Origin of the sequence: Bacillus sp. JJ864, from assembly GCF_036963045.1 — a bacterium.
In the GTDB taxonomy this organism is placed as follows: Bacteria; Bacillota; Bacilli; order Bacillales; family Bacillaceae_G; genus Bacillus_A; species Bacillus_A pseudomycoides_C.
Genome location: NZ_JBALLY010000078.1, coordinates 61891 through 80425, shown reverse-complemented (window position 1 = coordinate 80425; position 18535 = coordinate 61891). Strand labels below are relative to the sequence as shown.

Here is an 18535-nt window from a genome sequence, read left to right as displayed (position 1 = left end):
GGAGATGAAAAAACTCTCCCCCTGACGGAAGTTTCACTTTATAAAGAAAGCGTTAATCTTTTCTCTCTTAGACAAAAATAATATGTAGTAGCCAAAACAATGATACTAAGCCAAAATGTAAAATAGCCAATTTGGCGGTCATACATATACATAACACTATATTTTGGCATTTGTCCCCATACATAATCGATAACATCATTATGCAATGTCCAAATAACTGCAATAATAAAATGCCAATATTTCATTCGATAAAATGGTGCGTATAAAAGTCCTTGTACAGCCATTGCCATATGAAAAATAATGAGTATATATCCTTCTATTCCAATATATCCGGTAACAATAAGAGTTAATACATTTACGACAACAGCCCAAATCCCATATTTGACTAATGTTATAACTGCTAGCGCTTCCATTAAACCCCAATTTTTCTTTTGTACAAACGCAATTAATACAAAAACAAAAAACAAACTAGCTGTTGGACTATCTGGAACAAACGGCCAAAAAATAGCCGGTGTTTCTATCAATTGATTTTTATACCAAATATACCCATAAACTGTTCCAAAAATATTAATAATGAGCAAAAGCCATAGAAAAGAACGTTGTCTTAATAACAAATATGTATATGCCAAAATAGAACTACCTCAACTTTCCAAAATAAACATCACTGTGATGCATGAACCGTAGCACGAATGCATTTGATTACACCCCATTGCTTTTGGCGGGGAATCAGCCCACACTGATAAAAGTTTTACTTTATTATAGCAAATTCCCTGCCTAAAATAGAAAAACTGACTACAAAGTTGTAGTCAGCTCTCATTGATCCCGCTATTCGCGGGCAGTAAGACCCCCACTGATGGAAGTTTCACTTTATTTTTTATTGTATTTCCCAATAAATTCCGATAATTTCTTCAACTCTTCATCCGTTCCTTTAAAAACACCTTTTGGCATTGCACCCTTTCCATCTTTTGCAATTTTTGCAATTTCTTCTGGCTTTAATGTCAAGTTTTGCAATGCTGGTGCAGCTGCTCCCCCTTGCAAGTTTTCACCGTGACATGTTAAACATGTATTTTTTTGCATAATTTTATAACCGTCATCATTTTTATCAACTTGTACCGTTTTTACAATTGCCCCTTGCTTTTTCGCTGCTGCCCAGTCATGCGTAGCAACAGATTCCCACGTTAGGAAAACGATAGATGCTAACGCTAACAGCATAAATCCTGTTGCAACTGGACGTTTAAATGGCCCGCGTTCTGGCCCCCGATCAAGAAATGGAGCAAGTAATAATGCGCCAAATGCGATGCCTGGCATAATAAATGCACCAATAACCGTATACGGACCAGATGCATAAGAATACTTTAACAATTGATACAGAAATAAGAAATACCAGTCTGGAAGTGGTATATATCCTGTATCTGTAGGATCTGCAATTCTTTCTAATGGCGATGGATGCGCTACGGTCAAACAAAGATAGCCAATTAAAAAGACGGCACCAACCATCCATTCTTTTAATAAAAAGTTTGGCCAAAATGCTTCTGTTTTCCCTGGATATTCTGAATAATCTTTCGGAATATTCGGTTTTCTGACAGCAGGTACTCGCGAATCTCCGACAAACTTCATCCCTTTGCCGCGATGCATAGTCTCCCTCCTTTAATTATGTTCTCACTTTTAAATCTAATAACCTTATAGTGGACCAGAAATACCTTGTTTGCGAATCATGATGAAGTGAACTGCCATCAATCCGAGAAGTGCAGCTGGCAAGAAGAATACGTGAATAGCAAAGAAGCGAGTTAATGTTTGGGCACCGACAATTTCGGAGTGGCCGGCAAGCAACGTTTTTACATAAGGTCCAATAAGTGGTGTTTGTTCTGCAATTTGAATCCCTACTTTTGTTGCGAATAATGCCTTCATATCCCATGGTAATAAATATCCTGTAAAACCTAAGCCTAACATAACAAAGAAAATAAGAACGCCGACAATCCAGTTTAATTCACGAGGCTTTTTATAAGCACCTTGAAAGAAAACTCGAAGTGTATGTAAAAACATCATCACGATAACGAGACTTGCTCCCCAGTGATGCATACCGCGAACAATTTGTCCATATGCCACTTCATTTTGTAAGTAATAGACAGATTCCCACGCATTTTTTATATCTGGTACATAATACATTGTTAAAAACATTCCTGATAAAATTTGAATAACAGTTACAAAAAATGTAAGACCTCCAAAACAGTAAACAAAGGCAGAAAAGTGATGAGCTGGGTTCACATGTTCCGGCACTTCATGGTCTGCAATATCGCGCCACAGAGGCGTAATATCAAGCCGTTCATCTACCCAATCATAAATTTTATTTAACATCTACTTCGCCCCCCCTTGTGGCTTCGCTTTACCTAAATAAAGCGTTCCATCTTTCACCTTTGCCTGATACACATCAAGCGGCGCAAGCGGTGGTGTTCCCTTTATGTTCTTTCCATCTTTCGTATAACGCCCCCCGTGACATGGGCAATAAAATTGATTTGGATGTGCCTTGTCCGAATTCCAGTTTACTGTACATCCTAAATGCTTACAAATTGGAGAGAATGCCACGATGTCTCCGCTTTCATCTTTGTGTACCCACGCTGACTTTGGTTCTTCGGATTTATACCAACCGTCAACTTGTTTCACTTTAAAATCGAAGCGTTTCGGTTCAGTCGTAATATCTTTCACTTGCGCGACCGCAACCATCTCCCCCCCTGCTTCTTTCCTTAGAACTGGGTCAAGCGCAAAACGCGTCATTGGCATTAAAATCCCTGCCGCCATAAATCCTCCTACACCTGTAAGAGTGTAGTTTAAAAACTGCCTTCTTGACACCATATGTTCTCTCTCACTCACGAAAATTCCCCCCCTCTATCAGAAATTGTCCCCCGTGAAAAATTGAAATAAAAGATAAAGACTAGGACACTATCATGATATAATACCCTACTACATTGGTCAATATTATACTAATCACAATTATTAAAACTTTCTATTAATTATTTATTTTCCCATTTTTCAGTCAATATTTCCATAATATTTTTTATTTGTGCATAAATTATTTCTCTTTTCGCTTGATCACTAAGCTGGTCTAACGGTAGTGCTGGTAAATAAAATAATTGTTCTGGTAACTCGTATTCAATTTCCTTCCATGAAAAATCACTCGTAATTAGCGCAATATGCCGCAAGCCGTTCTCTTTTAAATAGTTCGTCCAATCACATAGACGTTGGCGCTCACTTACATTGGCTCCTTCTACATACGTAAATGATGGTAATAAGAATACTCTACCTTTATACTCCCTCTCTAGTTCTCTAGTTAAAGTAGAAATAAATTCTCCTTCTACAGCAGCTGTCTTCATCCCCTTTTCAAACGAAACTGAAAGAAGTGGTATAATTCCTGTATCAATATATTCTCTTGTTTTTTCATATTGTTCTACATCTGCTACAGCCCATTTCACAATTAATAGCCCCCTTTTTCTCTTATTGCTCTTCTAACAAACAATATGACTCCCCCATGCTACTTGTCTATAAGAACTTAATTGATCTAAATGACTACCAAAAAAGTCCACTTTATTTCTATTAAACCATACAGATAAAGGTAAAAAAAGAAAAACCATCTTTAAAAGATGGCTTTTCTTTAAAATAATCTAAAAATTGTCAAAATTCCTATTTACAAAGAAGTTTATAATCGTTTTAACTCTTCTGTTAACCTGCGGAATGCTTCTTCATCTTGAGTATCAAGTGCTTCATCAATTAATTTTAACAGTCGTTCTTTCCGAAATGAATATACACTTTCCTCTAAAAATCGTTCTGCTAATAAACGATCTTTTTCATTTACTTCGATATTCTTCGGTAAGTATGGATTCTCTTCTAACACTGCTACATAGTTCGCATTTTGAAAAGATGACTTAAAGTTAAGTTGAATAAAAATATCTTCATCTCTGTTTAAGCGAATATCATGAAAGGATTTTTCCGCGTCAGTCGTCATCACATTTTGTTTATAAAAATGAAACGGTAAATCTTTCACACAGTTTGCAGACATCACCAAACCACGCGGACAATATTTCGCATGCTCTACAAAATGCACCTTATCCATTAATTGATCATGACTCATTAAATAATTTAAAATCCAAACACATTCTCGCTGTTTCAGTTGATAATTATTTAAAAACCATTTTACGAAATCTTTCTTTTCGTTCACAGAAACAGGGGTATTCATCGCGCTTAATCCCTCCTCTGCCCTTCTCTTTTCTTTTTACATTCAAGAAGCAGCATTCAGTTTCCTTCCAACTTAAGAAAAATCTTCTAAATTATATAATAATTCTTCAATATGAGTTTGTGTTGGATCTAGTTGTAATAAACGTGTAAATACTTCTTTCGCCTCTTTTCGCAACCCTTCTTCTAACAGGAAGTAGCCGTATTCCTCTAAGAAGTCTGGATGATTCTTAAAAGAAGTATATGCACTTTGGTAATGTTTTAGTGCATCTGAATACAATTCTAATTGTTTTTTCGCATAAGCAATATCCCAAAGTAATTGCGTATCTGTCTCTCCATTATCAATGGCTTTTTCTACAACAGCAATAATCTCTTCATATCTTTCTTCTTCTTTTAAGATGTATGAATACTTTAATGTAGCCCCTAAATGTGAAGGGTCAAGCTCTAATGCTTTTTTCAGCGCAGCTTCTGCCTCATCTCTTCTCCCTAGTTTCGCTGAAATGTTAGCAAACTCTACATAAAATGGTACCGATAATTCGTCAATTTTCATTCCTTCTTGAAGCGTTTCATAACTTTCTTGAAGCATTCCTTCTTTTTCATAGCATTTTGCCAAATACATGTATAAAGATGCATATTCTGGATCTAGCTCTTTTAATTCTTCCCACGCACTAATTGCTCTTTGATACTGTTCTCCTTGATAGAGCGTAAACGCAAATCCAAATAAAGAATGTATATCCTTCTGCTCTTCTAAACCTTCCTCATAATAAGAAATCGCTTCAGCCCATTGCCCTAGTGCACTTAAATTTTCAGCCAAGCGAAGCGCAACAACAACACCGCCCATCACTTTATGCTCTGGAAGTAATGATTCATAATATGGAATTGCTTTACTATCTTCACCTTTACTGCTATATAATTCCCCAAGTCCAAAGGTAACTACTGGCTCATCCGGCATGATTGCTTTCGCTTTTAATAATTTTTGTTCTGCTACTTCGTCAAAACCTTGCATTTGATATAAATCAGATGCAAGTAATAGAGATTGAACATATAATTCATCATTCTCTGGAATATCGTGAAGTACTTCAATCGCCTCATCTTCTTTATCTAAATCAATATATAATTCTGCTAAAAATAACGTAAACTCACTTTCTTCCGGATATAACAAATGTAAATCTTCTGCTATTTCTAACGCTTGATCTACAAACCCTAGCGTATAGTAATAACGGGCAATATCATACTTTTCTTCATCCGTACTTTGTTTTACTTGTTCTGCTAATAGTTGTAACCCTTTCTCTACTTCTCCGTTTTCAATATATGTAACAGCTTGTTCAAACTTTTGCATAACTCGCTCCTTTATATAAATACTTTTGTAAATTCCATAATAAACAACTGCTTCTGCGTAATCAACTGTCATGATGAAGAAAAGAACCTTCTCAAAAAGGAAAAGATTCTTTTAGCTTTGTAGCATGTGTAACTGTTGAAAGAAATTTGGATATGACACAGCTACCGCTTCACTATTTTCAATAATAACTTCTCCATCTGCTATGCACGCTGCAATTCCTAACATCATACCAATACGATGGTCCCCATAACTATTTACCGCATTTCCGTGTAATTGCATTTTACCACGGACAATCATACCATCTTCTGTCGCTTCAATATCTGCTCCTAACTTTTTCAATTCATTCACAACTGTATCAATCCGATTCGTTTCTTTTACTTTTAATTCTTCTGCATCCTTAATTACAGTTATCCCTTCAGCTTGCGTTGCTAACAATGCTATAATTGGAATTTCATCAATGAGTCTTGGGATCAGCGTACCACCAATCTCTATCCCTCTTAGCTGTGAAGTTTCAACTGTAATATCACCGAATGGTTCAAACTCCTCATTCCGAATATTATCTATTGATAAATTCGCCCCCATTTGGGATAGTACATCAAGAATCCCTGTTCTTGTTGGATTTAACCCTACATTTTTCAGTACAATTTTACTATTTGATACAATTGTACCTACCGCTAAGAAAAAGGCAGCTGAAGAAATATCTCCTGGCACCTCAATATTCGTGCTAGAGAGCTTTTGCCCACCTTGTAATGATACAGTTAATCCGTCAACAGTAACATCGCAACCAAACGCACGTAACATACGCTCTGTATGATCACGAGATTGTATTGGTTCTGTCACAGTTGTCACGCCTTCCCCTTGTAATCCCGCAAGAAGAACAGCTGATTTCACCTGCGCGCTTGCTACAGGAGAAGAATAGTGTATACCTTTTATCTCCCCGCCTCGAATCGACAGCGGTGTAAACTGTCCATCTTCTCTTCCATCAATTTTAGCACCCATTTGCTGAAGGGGTGCTGTAACACGTTTCATCGGGCGTTTTCCAATTGAAACATCTCCAATAACTGTACAATGAAACGGTACATTTGCGAGTATACCAAGCATTAACCGAATTGTCGTTCCTGAATTTCCAACATCTAATACTTCCGCTGGTTCTACTAATCCTTTTAATCCTTTTCCATATACAGTGACATCGGTACCATTTTGCTCAATCGTAATGCCTAACTTCTGAAAACAAGCAATCGTACTTAAGCAATCTTCACCTTGAAGAAAATTTGTAATCTTCGTAACTCCTTCTGCAATCGCCCCAAACATGACAGCACGATGCGAAATGGACTTATCTCCAGGAATAAAAATCGTTCCGTTTAATCCATTCTTAAGCTTTGTTAATCGTTTCACCTCGAACACCTCATTACTATTCACCTATGTATCCTCTCTTTATTGTACTTCTTTCTTTCTTCTTTTCGCAAATAAGATGAAAGAAACGGCCCCTATTCATGGAGCCGTTTCTTTTTTTTATGAATATGTCTCTTCTTTTCTCACATTTTTTTCTATGAGTTCAGTAAGCACTGCAATAATTTCGGCATTCTCTTCTTTCGTTCCAACTGTAATACGAATACCATTTGGTAGACCAAGCGGACCACCAGAACGAACGATGTATCCTTTTTGCAATAATCTTTCAAATACCTCATCATCTGGAAGCCCAAGATCTAAAAAGATAAAATTCGTCTGTGATGGATAATAAAATACTTGATGCTTCTCACAAAAATCGGAATATTGCTGCAATCCCTCATTATTCATTTTCACACACTCTTGTAAAAACGCTTGATCTTCAATTGCAGCTTGCGCAACTATCTGTGCAATTGATGACGTATTAAATGGTAATCTAGCAATTTCTAATGAACGTATTAACTTTTCATTTCCTACTGCATAACCAATGCGGAAGGACGCTAATCCGTATGCTTTTGAAAATGTGCGCAATACCATCAAATTTTCAAAATTCTCTAGAAGTGGTAATGTTTGCGGATAATCTTTCGCTCCAGCATACTCATAGTATGCTTCATCCATAATAACAAGTGTTGTTTTCGGAACTGCCTCTAAGAATGAAAGTAATTGTTTTTCTGCTACATACGTTCCGGTCGGATTATTTGGATTACAAATCCATACAATTCGTGTATGCTCATCAACTTGCGCAAGCATTGCCTCTAAATCGTGCGTACCTTCTTTTAAAGGGACTTCACGTACTTCCGCTTTTTCAATTACGGCATGATGACGATACTGTGAAAATGTCGGCTTTGCCATGACAACATTTGTTCCTTCTTGTAAAAGAGCACGGCTAATCATTTGAATGACTTCATCCAAACCGCTACCAAATATAATTTGTTCTCCTTTCACACGAAGATTCACTGCTAATTTTTCACGAAGAGCATACGCCCCGCCGTCCGGATAGAGCGCATATTGCCCAGCTAACGATGCCAACGCTTCATCTACACGTTGTGAACATCCAAATGGATTTTCATTTGACGCTAGTTTCACAATTTTAGATAGTCCATATTGTCTCTTTACTTCTTCAATATTTCTTCCTGGCACATACGCTTTAAGTGACAATAATTGCTCTTTTACTTTCATTCAAATTCCCCCTGTCATTTTTGTAAATCGGGCCTTAGTCGTACCGCTTTCTCTAAATAGACATGTTGAATTTCATGCTGGTGTTTATTTGTCATAACCGTCATCATAACACGAATACATTTCTCAAGAGCATCTGGTACTTCTATTTCTTGCATGCACATAACCGGTACATATGCCCAGCCTTCAATACATCTTAATGCCGCCGCTGGGAAACATGCATTTATATCTGCTGTTATTGAAATCAGTACAGATACAATCTCAACGGGAGAAACTCTATTATCGCTTGCCATTTTTTTCACTAAACGCTCTGTCGCAATCAATATTTGTTCTGTTTCATTACAATTGACTGTAGTTGCGCCGCGAATCGCGCGAATCAAATAGACTCCCCCTCTCTTTGAAATGACTCTAAAGCTGTGCGGACGGTTTCATCTGAAATAGATACGACATCCACTACCCCAATCTCCTGCATAACAACCATACGAATTGTTCCACCGTTCGCTTTTTTATCTTGTTTCATTACTTGAATAAGACGGTTCACATCAAGTCTATTTGGCATAATTGGATAGCCATATGCCGTAAACCAACGTTTGATTTCCTTATATTGAAGGTCTTTTTCATATATTTGTTCACTTAAAAAGATCGCAAATAACATGCCAATTGCAACGCCGTCACCATGTGTTATGTTGCCATATCCCATCTCTTTTTCAAGTGCATGCCCAAGTGTATGCCCAAAATTCAAGTGAGCACGTATACCTTTTTCAGTTTCATCCTCTGCAACAATTTTTGCCTTTACTGGAATCGCTCGTTGCAGTGTATAAATTAATTTATCATCTCTTAAATCAGTCAGCTGTTTCACTTCTTTACGAAGCCAATGATATAATTCTACATCTCCAATAAGCGAATGTTTAATGACCTCCGCATAACCAGAGCGCCACTCTTCTTCTGAAAGCGAATTTAAAAACGGAGTATGATAAATCACCGCTTCTGGTTGGTGAAATGCGCCAATCATATTTTTCCCAAGCGGATGATTAATGGCCACTTTCCCTCCAACGGCACTATCATGCGCAAGTAAAGTAGTTGGTATTTGAACAAATCGAATCCCTCTCATAAACGTCGATGCAACAAATCCCGCTAAATCTCCAATCATTCCGCCGCCAAGTGCAAGAATGAGCGAATGACGATCCAAGCCATTTTCAAGCGCAAACGTTTGAGCCGCATAATAATTTTCAAACGATTTTTCTTTCTCTCCACTTGGAACTAGGAACGAAAATACGTCTTGTTTTACATGCAAAGTATTGATCACTTCGTCTAAATGAAATGATGCTACCGTTTCATCAGAAATCAGTAAAATATTTGAAACAGCTGGCTTCATATTTTCTATAAGCGTTGCTAGTTGTGATAGTGCCTCATTTCCGACATACACATCGTATTGTTTAGAACTTGTTTGAATCTGTATTGTCTCCATTAAAACTCCCTCGCATATTCGTTATGTTTCTTAATATTTTCACGAATTAAATCGATGCGATCCGTTCCAAATTGTTCAATGACAGCTGTGGCAAGCTCCCAAGCTACAACAGCTTCTGCCACAACACTTGCCGCTGGCACTGCACAACTATCAGAACGCTCAATACTTGCTTGAAACACTTCTTTCGTATCAATATCTATACTTTGCAGCGGTTTATATAGAGTTGGAATTGGTTTCATAACCCCGCGAACAATAACTGGCATCCCAGTCGTCATACCACCTTCTAACCCACCGGCGTTATTTGTACGTCTTGTATACCCATGATCCTTGTCCCATAAAATCTCGTCATGGACAAGGCTTCCAGGTTTATGTGCTGCTTCAAAACCAATTCCAATCTCCACTCCTTTGAATGCATTAATACTCATGATCGCCGCTGCAAGTTTTGCATCCAATTTACGATCGTAATGCACATAACTTCCAACACCAATCGGCACCCCTTCGACAACAACTTCAACGATTCCTCCGATAGAATCTCCGTTTGTTTTCGCATTATCGATTGCCTGCATCATTTTCTTTCCTGCTTCTTCATCTAAACATCGAACAGGAGATGCCTCTGTAATTGTTTGTAGCTCTTCAATAGAGGAATACGATTGCTTTTCTGCTTTTACTCCGCCAATTTCAATAACATGTCCCGCTATTTTTATCCCCAATTCTTCTAAAATACGCTTTGCAACAGCTCCAGCAGCAACTCGAACCGTCGTTTCTCTGGCAGAAGAACGTTCTAATACATTTCGCATATCACGATGGCCATATTTAATTGCTCCGTTTAAATCTGCATGTCCTGGACGAGGTCGTGTAATTTGCCGTTTTACTTCTTTTGATTCTTCATCTGTTAACGGCTCTGCCCCCATAATTTTTGTCCAATGTGTAAAATCACGATTTTCGACAACAAGTGTAATTGGTGCACCAATTGTATATCCATGACGAACACCGCTTAAAATTTGAACTTGATCTTTTTCAATTTGCATGCGGCGTCCACGACCGTAGCCTTTTTGTCTTCTTTCTAACTCCGTATTAATATCATCTGCTACTAAAGATAAACCTGCCGGAATCCCCTCTAATATTGTCGTTAGTTGCGGTCCGTGAGATTCACCAGCTGTTATATATCTCATCGGTTACTCCCCTTTACTTCAGTATTTATGTAACACTATATCATAACCTTTATTGTTTCGTAACTAAATAAGTACAAATTGAAAAAACACATAAAAACCCCTTTCTTCTTAAGACAGCGGGAGCATCTGGCCGTGCATATGAGCAACTTATATGTTAAAACACCAATATGAATTTACATAATTTGAAACAAAAAAGCGCAAGAAGGAGTGTGACCATCCTTTCTTGCGCTTTTTCCATTGAACCTACTATTTTTAAAGCGGTTACAAATTATTTAAAAATAATTAGTAAATCCACTCATTCATTACTCTAGAATACTCAACTAGCTCTTCTTTTTTGAAGAAAATACCAATTTCACGTTCTGCACTTTCAAGAGAATCTGAACCGTGAATAATATTTTTCCCAACAGTTAGTCCAAAGTCACCGCGAATTGTACCAGGTGCAGCTTCACTTGGTTTTGTTTTTCCCATCATATTACGAGCTGTTTCAACAACGCCTTCACCTTGCCATACCATTGCAAAAACAGGTCCAGATGTAATAAAATCTACTAATTCGCCGAAGAATGGCTTTTCTTTATGCTCACCGTAGTGCTCTCCAGCAATCTCTGGTGTGATTTGCATTAGCTTAGCTCCGACTAATTGAAAGCCCTTTCTTTCGAATCTAGCAACAATCTCCCCAACGATTGCACGTTGTACACCATCTGGTTTTACCATTAAAAACGTTTTCTCCATAATAAATCTCTCCACTTCTCATTATGTATATAATTGTATATCCCCAAACACATAGTATCACCCTTATCAGAATTGTGCAATAGTTTTGAAATGGAGAGATTATTATTTTTCTCAAAAAACATTTAAAATTTACGTTTCCCAATATATTTTGCAACATTTTGCAACGCCAGTTTTGCCTGTCCACGAGGCAACGGCTTAATCACTTCTAGTGCTTTATGTAAATATCTCTCGCTAAATGCAAAAGCTTGATCAATTGCATCACTATTTTTGACTGCTTCAATAAGTCTCTTCATTTCATCCGAAGACGTATTTTCGTTAACTTGAACAATTCTCTCACGAAGTGCTCGGTCTTCCATTGCATATAAAACAGGAAGTGTAATATTACCTTGTAATAAATCTCCCCCTGCTGGTTTTCCAAGCTTTTCTTCTGTTGATACAAAATCTAAAATATCATCAATAATTTGATATGACATACCAACAAAGTATCCATACCAAAATAAACGATTTACAGTATCCCGACAGGACCCAGATGCAAGGGCACCTAATTGACAGCTAGCCGCAATTAACAATGCTGTTTTCCGCTTTATACGACGTAAATATGTTCGTAAATTTTGCCCAAAATCATACTTATCTTTAATTTGCTCAATTTCACCTTTACACACTTCAAGAATTGTATTTGATAATGCTTTATGAACTTCTGGATTTTCTAAATTTGTAATGCATTCCAGAGACTTTGCAAATAGATAGTCACCTGTATACATTGCAATGCGATCACCCCAATTGGCATTTACAGTCGCACTTCCTCTTCTTAAAAGAGCGGCATCAATTACATCATCATGCACAAGAGAAGCCATATGGATAAGCTCTAACGCAACCGCAACATGCTTAATCACATCAAGCTTATAATCGCCAAATTTCCCTGCAAGCAGAACGAAAACAGGTCGGATTCGTTTTCCACCGGCCTCAATTAGTTGCAACGCTGCTTCTTCCAGCAATTGTTGCTCAGAAGCAACAACTATTTTTAGTTCTTTCTCAATTTTATCAATATCCGATCGTAAAAAAGAATACATAAGTTGTAACTTCATATCGTTCACCTTAACCTAAAACTTCTTTTCTATTTTATCCCGCTCTAATCAATAATAAAACTTCCACCTTAAAATTATCAGAAAATAAAAAAGGAAGGTGGGAAATAACTTCTAATATGCTCCCGATTGCTGAAGGCTTTCCATTATCAAAAAATACATTTCCTCATTTACTTCGGTTTATATCCTAAATGCATTGCTGCTACTCCAAAAGTAAACGGCTTTACTTGTACTTTTTCTAATCCAGCTTCTTCAAACATACGAGCTAATTCTTTCATCCCCGGAAATGTACTTGCAGATTCTTGTAACCATGAATATTCTTTGTAACTTTTAGCAAATAACTTTCCAAATAACGGCATGATAAATTTAAAATATAAAAAGTAGCCTTGACGGATTCCAATCATTGTCGGTTGAGATGTTTCTAAACAAATAACCTTTCCACCCGGTTTTACAACACGCGTCATTTCCTTTAATACCTGCATATAATCTGGTACGTTCCGGAGCCCAAATCCAATTGTGACATAATCAAACATATTATCCTCAAATGGCAATTCCATCGCATTACCATGAAGTAATTCTACTTGATTTAATTGTAAAGTAGCCACTTTCTCTTTTCCAACAGAAAGCATATTTTTACTAAAATCTAATCCATATACCTTCCCGCTAGAACCGACTGCATCAGCAAGCCCAATCGTCCAGTCAGCCGTTCCACAACATACATCAAGCGCTATGCTGCCCGGTTGAACATCCATAATTCGCATTGTTTCTTTGCGCCATGCTTTATGTCTTTGAAAGCTAATAACCGAATTCATTACATCGTATTTATTATATATCTTCTCAAATACGTCATGTACTCTTTCTTCTTTTGATTGTTGCATGCTTTACCCTTCTTCCAACTGTAAATTCAAAATGTTCAAGTGGCCTCTTTCAATGTGGAAAGAAATGTTTCAATTCCTGTATTATTTTGCACCAAAATATTGAACTGACTTCGCATTTTTCTTATCAATTCGTTATATACGGTTTCTACTTTTATTTCACCATCATGAGACAAAATCTTTTGAAATGCAGCAAATACAGGTGACGATTCTTTCTTCATGTATATTTGATACTCTGTTTGCAAACGATCTATTGTTAACATGTTAGTTATTGCAGACTTTACATGCGGCACTTGAAAATGGTCACATGTTTTCTGTAAAAGAGCCGATTCAATCATTCCGACACTTTTTAACATTTCTTCAATCGTTTCATATGTTTGCTGATATAGCATAATTTTTTGTTCATTGATTTCTTTAATTCCGTCTGCTAAGGCACGAATCAATGTGATATCATGATTCATTGAAAGTAAATAATAATATAACCCGCTGTAATAATCACCTGCTAATACCGTTAATTGGCGCCGCTTATGAAATTCATCGGTCTCTTCTTTATTTGATACTTTCTCATGCGTGTCCAAAGCAATTTGTACAAGCATAATTGTAACTGCGTAATGTTCAATTTGTTCTTTATGTAAGTTTGCATTTTTTAAAATGGAATATAAGAACGCTATTTTTTTTTCATCAACAACTGGTTCTTCAATATATTTTATAAAATAAGGATGGCGTAGTTTTTTATATAGCTGCTCCTTTATATCCGCAAACCCTCCGTAAATTTCACCCACAAAAATCACCCTTGTTTTCTAATTCATAAAACCTATTATAACACATTCATTCATTTTTCTATAAATAAAACTTGACGCAACAAACCAAAGTAAAAAAATCAATCTTTATTTCATCTCATCTTAAGCATTAAATCGTTATAAAATAAAATGAAACTTCCATCAGTGTGGTTTTCTTCATCCCCCACCTATCTTCTTTGATTCTTCCTCAATCTTGAGATGGGGTCTTACCGCCCATGAATAGCGGGATAAAAAAAGAAAAGCAGTTTCCTGCTTTCCTACTAATTCGTCTTAATAAAAGATAAAATCTCCGCACGTGCTGCTACGTCTGCTTCTAACGTACCACGCACTGCAGTTGTTACCGTTTTGGCACCAGGTTTTTTCACACCGCGCATTGTCATACACATGTGCTCTGCTTCTACAACAACCATCACACCATGCGGCTCTAATACTTCCATAATAGAATCTGCTACTGTTGATGTAATGCGTTCTTGTAATTGCGGTCGACGTGCAACTGTATCTACTGTACGTGCCAATTTACTTAGTCCAGTTACTTTTCCACCACGTGGAATATATGCAACGTGAGCAACGCCATAAAACGGAACGAGATGATGCTCACACATAGAAAAGAACGGAATATCCTTTACCAATACAAGTTCTTCATGATCTTCACCAAACACTTTATGTAAATGTTCTTTCGGATCTTCATGCATACCAGAAAATACTTCTGCATACATCTTCGCAACACGTTTTGGTGTATCTAATACGCCCTCACGATTTGGATCGTCCCCAATTGCTTCTAAAATAAGGCGTACTGCATGTTCTATTTGCTCTAAGTTTACATTTGCCATCCGCTAGCCCTCCCGAATAAAACCTAAAAATACTACGAACACATTCTAGCATATATATGTTTTTAAATGCAAAAAGAAGAGTTTCCGATAAGGAAACTCTTCTTCCCCGTAAATATGTAAGGATTATTTAACCGCATCTTTTAGCGCTTTACCAGGTTTGAATGCAGGTACTTTGCTTGCCGCGATTTCAATTTCCTCACCAGTTTGTGGGTTGCGTCCTTTACGAGCCGCACGCTCACGAACTTCGAAGTTACCAAATCCGATAAGTTGTACTTTATCACCTTGCTTTAAAGCTTCTAAGATGGAATCAAAAACAGCGTCAACTGCTTTTGTTGCGTCCTTTTTAGAAAGGGAACTTGCTTCTGCAACAGCATTGATTAAATCTGTCTTGTTCATGCCATTCACCTCCTCCCAAAGATACGACTGTATAATGATCATAAAATGAGTCTTACCTTCATTTGTAGGCAATTTTTACAAATTCTATACTACAAAGGTATAGATAAATCATTATCTAGGCCTATATTATACGATTCTCCTTTATAATTCAATATTTTTAAAGAAAATGTTGCCATGAAAGTGTAAAAAACTAATGAAGCTTGACAATCAACCATAAAGTATTAGATAATGACATTTTGTTTTTCTATGAAAAATAAAAAAAGACCCCCAAATAAGGAGTCTTTCGATTATAAAATAATTGCTATTAAGCCGCCAGATCCTTCATTTATAATTCGTTCTAGCGTTTCTTTTAACTTATAGCGAGCATTTTCTGGCATTAATGATAATTTTGCCTGAATTCCTTCTCGAACGATCGAGCTAAGTGATCGCCCAAAAATATCAGAATTCCAAATAGAAAGCGGATCATCTTCAAAATCTTGCATTAAATAGCGAACAAGTTCTTCACTTTGCTTTTCTGTTCCAATAATCGGTTCAAATGTTGATTCCACATCGACTTTAATCATATGAATCGACGGGGCAACAGCTTTCAATTTCACCCCAAAGCGCGATCCATGTCGAATAATTTCCGGTTCATCTAGGCTCATATCTGCTAAGGCCGGTGCTGCAACACCGTATCCTGTTTGTTTTACCATTTTCAGCGCATCCGCAACTTGATCATATTCGATTTTCGCATGAGCGAAGTCGAGCATTAGTTTTAACAAATGATCTCGGCCTCGAATTTCAACACCTACCACTTCTTTTAAAATTTGATCGTACAATTCATCTGGTGCATATAAATCAATCTCTGCAACACCTTGCCCCATATCAATCCCTGCCAAACTTGCACGATCGATAAATTCATATTGACTAAATTGCCATACAACGCGATCAACATCACGAAGGCGCTTAATATCTTTCACCGTTTCTTGAACAGCCTCTTGATAGCTTTGACGAAGCCAATGGTTGTCATGTAGCACCATTACCCAGCTTGGAAGGTTTACATTCACCTCAAGAACCGGAAATTCATATAATGCCTCACGTAATACGTTATATACATCGCCTTCTCTTAGTCCTTCTACACTCATTGCCAACACCGGGATATCATATTCTTCTACTAAACTTTGACGAAGTTGTTCTGTATCAGGATGATACGGCTGTACTGTATTAATGATCATAATAAACGGTTTTCCTACTTCTTTTAATTCATTTACAACCCGTCCTTCCGCTTCAATATAATCGCGGCGCGGGATTTCTCCGATTGTTCCATCAGTTGTGATAACTACCCCAATTGTAGAATGCTCTTGAATTACTTTGCGCGTTCCAATTTCCGCAGCTTCATGAAATGGGATTGGTTCTTCATACCACGGTGTATTTATCATGCGTGGCCCATTTTCATCTTCATACCCTTTCGCTCCTGGGACAGTATAGCCCACACAATCTACTAAGCGAATATTTACATCAAGCCCTTCATCAACATGGATAGAAACCGCTTGGTTTGGAACAAACTTTGGTTCTGTCGTCATAATTGTACGCCCTGCTGCGCTTTGCGGCAGTTCATCCTGTGCGCGCTGGCGATCTGAATCATTTTCAATATTTGGAATGACAACTAGCTCCATAAATTTCTTAATAAAAGTAGATTTCCCTGTTCGGACAGCCCCTACAACCCCGAGATAAATATCACCGCCTGTGCGCTCAGCAATATCTTTAAAAATATCAACCTTTTCCAAGTGATTCCCTCCCTCAAAATTTTTGGGAATAAATCATGATTATTCTTGTAGTTTGGACAATACAGCATATGATTTTGTCCCAATTTCATATGACTATTTTAAAAAAACTTTTTATTAGCGATGCAAATATTTCAAGAAGTAAAAAACCCTTCTTCTAGAACTTATTCGCTAAAAGAAAGGTTCATGACTTATCACTTAAAAAAAATTGGTTCTTTATCCTTCACTGTATATGGCAAAGAATACGCCGGTACAAATGGAGTATGCTTTACAAGTAACTGACGAATATCGTCTCCTTCTTTTACTTCATCACCATATTTTTGTAACATGTCGTATAAGTCAATGCGATAATCAATATATACCTCACCTTTCTCGTCAACAACAAAAGGTAAGTTTTTACCAGAATAAGGGCTTTCCACTTGAGGAATTTCTTTATAGCCCATTTTAGTATAATCAAGCTCATACACACCATCTGTAATTACTTTTTTAAATGGTGGATATCGATGCTCATCACGATAGATTTGTAATTTCAACTTTAAATCTTGAACTCGCTCCGCTGTTCGTACATCAATTAATTTCACAGTTGGATTTGTTTCTACATCAATTAATACATACTGATAAATGCCGCCGCTTTCAAAAGCATTTCCAGGAGGTTCTTGCATCAGCCTAGGGGTAATCTTTTGAAAATCAATCGGATATTTTTGATAGATTGGTGTATTCATATCACGAGTTTTAATAGGCAATATGTGACCATTTTGTTCTCTATATGTATTAACTGCTGTTTGTACCGCTTGTAATTGGTCTTCATATGGTACGACGTGTTGTTGCACCTTTTCTTTCGGATATAGACAACCAGATAGAATAATAGTGCAACATATTACGAAAATCAGTAGTATTTTCTTCATTAGAAATCCGTCCTTTAGTTTCTATTGTTCGATCGGTCCGCTAAATACGACAAGAAAAATAATAAATCCTGATACAACCATACATGCATACGCAAACAAAGCTGTAAACCCTTTTAAAAATGTATTCTTTATTTTATGACGACTTAGCAAAATGAAAGCAACAGAAATAAACATGAGAACCATTGCCCCCAAAGCAAACCACATCTTTATAAGACCAGCAGACATATATCCCCCTCCTAATGTATTTTTCTATTATTTTAACAAATTATAACTTTTAAACAAATGAAAATAATTGATTTATTTCACACTACCTCAAAATTCAGCAAAAGC

Annotated in this window: 21 protein-coding genes; all 21 read right to left on the bottom strand. The window is 37.0% G+C overall.

The window, feature by feature from the left end:
- Positions 1-38 precede the first annotated feature (38 nt).
- The 21 genes from V7024_RS13275 to V7024_RS13175 all read right to left on the bottom strand — a co-directional run bounded on the left by V7024_RS13275 (position 39) and on the right by V7024_RS13175 (position 18430).
- The gene (locus V7024_RS13275) at positions 39-629 is read right to left on the bottom strand and encodes a DUF1405 domain-containing protein (RefSeq protein WP_335520723.1); all 591 of its coding nucleotides are present in this window, start codon (positions 627-629) and stop codon (positions 39-41) included.
- Positions 630-867: 238 nt separating this feature from the next.
- Positions 868-1635 (bottom strand): menaquinol-cytochrome c reductase cytochrome b/c subunit, encoded by a 768-nt coding sequence (locus V7024_RS13270; RefSeq protein WP_098915274.1) that lies wholly within the window; start codon positions 1633-1635, stop codon positions 868-870.
- Positions 1636-1680: 45 nt separating this feature from the next.
- Positions 1681-2355, bottom strand: a complete 675-nt coding sequence (gene qcrB, locus V7024_RS13265; protein WP_020059592.1) for a menaquinol-cytochrome c reductase cytochrome b subunit — start codon at positions 2353-2355, stop codon at positions 1681-1683.
- Positions 2356-2868 (bottom strand): ubiquinol-cytochrome c reductase iron-sulfur subunit, encoded by a 513-nt coding sequence (locus tag V7024_RS13260; protein WP_335520716.1) that lies wholly within the window; start codon positions 2866-2868, stop codon positions 2356-2358.
- Positions 2869-3008: 140 nt separating this feature from the next.
- Complete coding sequence (locus V7024_RS13255) at positions 3009-3467, bottom strand: YpiF family protein (RefSeq protein ID WP_335520713.1); 459 nt, start codon at positions 3465-3467, stop codon at positions 3009-3011.
- Positions 3468-3691: 224 nt separating this feature from the next.
- The gene (locus V7024_RS13250; protein WP_335520710.1) at positions 3692-4228 is read right to left on the bottom strand and encodes a ReoY family proteolytic degradation factor; all 537 of its coding nucleotides are present in this window, start codon (positions 4226-4228) and stop codon (positions 3692-3694) included.
- A gap of 72 nt (positions 4229-4300) precedes the next feature.
- Positions 4301-5563 carry a tetratricopeptide repeat protein gene (locus tag V7024_RS13245; protein WP_335520812.1) on the bottom strand — a complete coding sequence of 421 codons (1263 nt, stop codon included), beginning with the start codon at positions 5561-5563 and terminating at the stop codon, positions 4301-4303.
- Between the two features lie 111 nt (positions 5564-5674).
- Positions 5675-6958: a 3-phosphoshikimate 1-carboxyvinyltransferase gene (gene aroA, locus V7024_RS13240; protein ID WP_335520810.1), complete on the bottom strand. Its 1284-nt coding sequence runs from the start codon at positions 6956-6958 to the stop codon at positions 5675-5677.
- A 117-nt stretch (positions 6959-7075) separates the two neighbouring features.
- Complete coding sequence (gene hisC, locus V7024_RS13235; protein WP_335520707.1) at positions 7076-8188, bottom strand: histidinol-phosphate transaminase; 1113 nt, start codon at positions 8186-8188, stop codon at positions 7076-7078.
- A 14-nt stretch (positions 8189-8202) separates the two neighbouring features.
- Positions 8203-8565: a chorismate mutase gene (gene aroH / locus V7024_RS13230; RefSeq protein WP_335520704.1), complete on the bottom strand. Its 363-nt coding sequence runs from the start codon at positions 8563-8565 to the stop codon at positions 8203-8205.
- Positions 8562-9653 (bottom strand): 3-dehydroquinate synthase, encoded by a 1092-nt coding sequence (gene aroB / locus V7024_RS13225; protein ID WP_335520702.1) that lies wholly within the window; start codon positions 9651-9653, stop codon positions 8562-8564. Before aroB ends, aroH begins: the two co-directional genes overlap by 4 nt.
- Positions 9653-10825 carry a chorismate synthase gene (aroC, locus tag V7024_RS13220; protein WP_335520698.1) on the bottom strand — a complete coding sequence of 391 codons (1173 nt, stop codon included), beginning with the start codon at positions 10823-10825 and terminating at the stop codon, positions 9653-9655. Before aroC ends, aroB begins: the two co-directional genes overlap by 1 nt.
- A gap of 282 nt (positions 10826-11107) precedes the next feature.
- Positions 11108-11554, bottom strand: a complete 447-nt coding sequence (ndk, locus tag V7024_RS13215; protein WP_335520695.1) for a nucleoside-diphosphate kinase — start codon at positions 11552-11554, stop codon at positions 11108-11110.
- 122 nt (positions 11555-11676) lie between these two features.
- The gene (hepT, locus tag V7024_RS13210; RefSeq protein ID WP_098915285.1) at positions 11677-12639 is read right to left on the bottom strand and encodes a heptaprenyl diphosphate synthase component II; all 963 of its coding nucleotides are present in this window, start codon (positions 12637-12639) and stop codon (positions 11677-11679) included.
- 167 nt (positions 12640-12806) lie between these two features.
- Positions 12807-13514 carry a demethylmenaquinone methyltransferase gene (locus tag V7024_RS13205; protein ID WP_335520691.1) on the bottom strand — a complete coding sequence of 236 codons (708 nt, stop codon included), beginning with the start codon at positions 13512-13514 and terminating at the stop codon, positions 12807-12809.
- A 35-nt stretch (positions 13515-13549) separates the two neighbouring features.
- Positions 13550-14293: a heptaprenyl diphosphate synthase component 1 gene (locus V7024_RS13200; protein ID WP_335520688.1), complete on the bottom strand. Its 744-nt coding sequence runs from the start codon at positions 14291-14293 to the stop codon at positions 13550-13552.
- Positions 14294-14571: 278 nt separating this feature from the next.
- Entirely contained in the window at positions 14572-15141 is a 570-nt protein-coding gene (folE, locus tag V7024_RS13195; RefSeq protein WP_098915288.1) for a GTP cyclohydrolase I FolE, read from the bottom strand.
- A gap of 123 nt (positions 15142-15264) precedes the next feature.
- Positions 15265-15537: an HU family DNA-binding protein gene (locus V7024_RS13190; protein ID WP_001043860.1), complete on the bottom strand. Its 273-nt coding sequence runs from the start codon at positions 15535-15537 to the stop codon at positions 15265-15267.
- A gap of 287 nt (positions 15538-15824) precedes the next feature.
- Entirely contained in the window at positions 15825-17303 is a 1479-nt protein-coding gene (gene spoIVA / locus V7024_RS13185) for a stage IV sporulation protein A (RefSeq protein ID WP_272189526.1), read from the bottom strand.
- 191 nt (positions 17304-17494) lie between these two features.
- Positions 17495-18205 (bottom strand): hypothetical protein, encoded by a 711-nt coding sequence (locus tag V7024_RS13180; protein WP_335520680.1) that lies wholly within the window; start codon positions 18203-18205, stop codon positions 17495-17497.
- A gap of 21 nt (positions 18206-18226) precedes the next feature.
- A complete protein-coding gene (locus V7024_RS13175) occupies positions 18227-18430 on the bottom strand; it encodes a DUF2768 domain-containing protein (protein WP_335520677.1) in 204 nt (67 codons plus the stop codon).
- Positions 18431-18535: the final 105 nt, after the last annotated feature.

Bases quoted from the DNA above. Each gene is read 5' to 3' on its own strand.
- V7024_RS13180 (WP_335520680.1), bottom strand. From the start codon at position 18,205: ATGAAGAAAATACTACTGATTTTCGTAATATGTTGCACTATTATTCTA.
- V7024_RS13245 (WP_335520812.1), bottom strand. From the start codon at position 5,563: ATGCAAAAGTTTGAACAAGCTGTTACATATATTGAAAACGGAGAAGTA.
- folE (WP_098915288.1), bottom strand. From the start codon at position 15,141: ATGGCAAATGTAAACTTAGAGCAAATAGAACATGCAGTACGCCTTATT.
- V7024_RS13205 (WP_335520691.1), bottom strand. From the start codon at position 13,514: ATGCAACAATCAAAAGAAGAAAGAGTACATGACGTATTTGAGAAGATA.
- qcrB (WP_020059592.1), bottom strand. From the start codon at position 2,355: ATGTTAAATAAAATTTATGATTGGGTAGATGAACGGCTTGATATTACG.
- aroB (WP_335520702.1), bottom strand. From the start codon at position 9,653: ATGGAGACAATACAGATTCAAACAAGTTCTAAACAATACGATGTGTAT.
- ndk (WP_335520695.1), bottom strand. From the start codon at position 11,554: ATGGAGAAAACGTTTTTAATGGTAAAACCAGATGGTGTACAACGTGCA.
- V7024_RS13250 (WP_335520710.1), bottom strand. From the start codon at position 4,228: ATGAATACCCCTGTTTCTGTGAACGAAAAGAAAGATTTCGTAAAATGG.
- hisC (WP_335520707.1), bottom strand. From the start codon at position 8,188: ATGAAAGTAAAAGAGCAATTATTGTCACTTAAAGCGTATGTGCCAGGA.
- aroC (WP_335520698.1), bottom strand. From the start codon at position 10,825: ATGAGATATATAACAGCTGGTGAATCTCACGGACCGCAACTAACGACA.
- V7024_RS13190 (WP_001043860.1), bottom strand. From the start codon at position 15,537: ATGAACAAGACAGATTTAATCAATGCTGTTGCAGAAGCAAGTTCCCTT.
- V7024_RS13175 (WP_335520677.1), bottom strand. From the start codon at position 18,430: ATGTCTGCTGGTCTTATAAAGATGTGGTTTGCTTTGGGGGCAATGGTT.
- hepT (WP_098915285.1), bottom strand. From the start codon at position 12,639: ATGAAGTTACAACTTATGTATTCTTTTTTACGATCGGATATTGATAAA.
- V7024_RS13270 (WP_098915274.1), bottom strand. From the start codon at position 1,635: ATGCATCGCGGCAAAGGGATGAAGTTTGTCGGAGATTCGCGAGTACCT.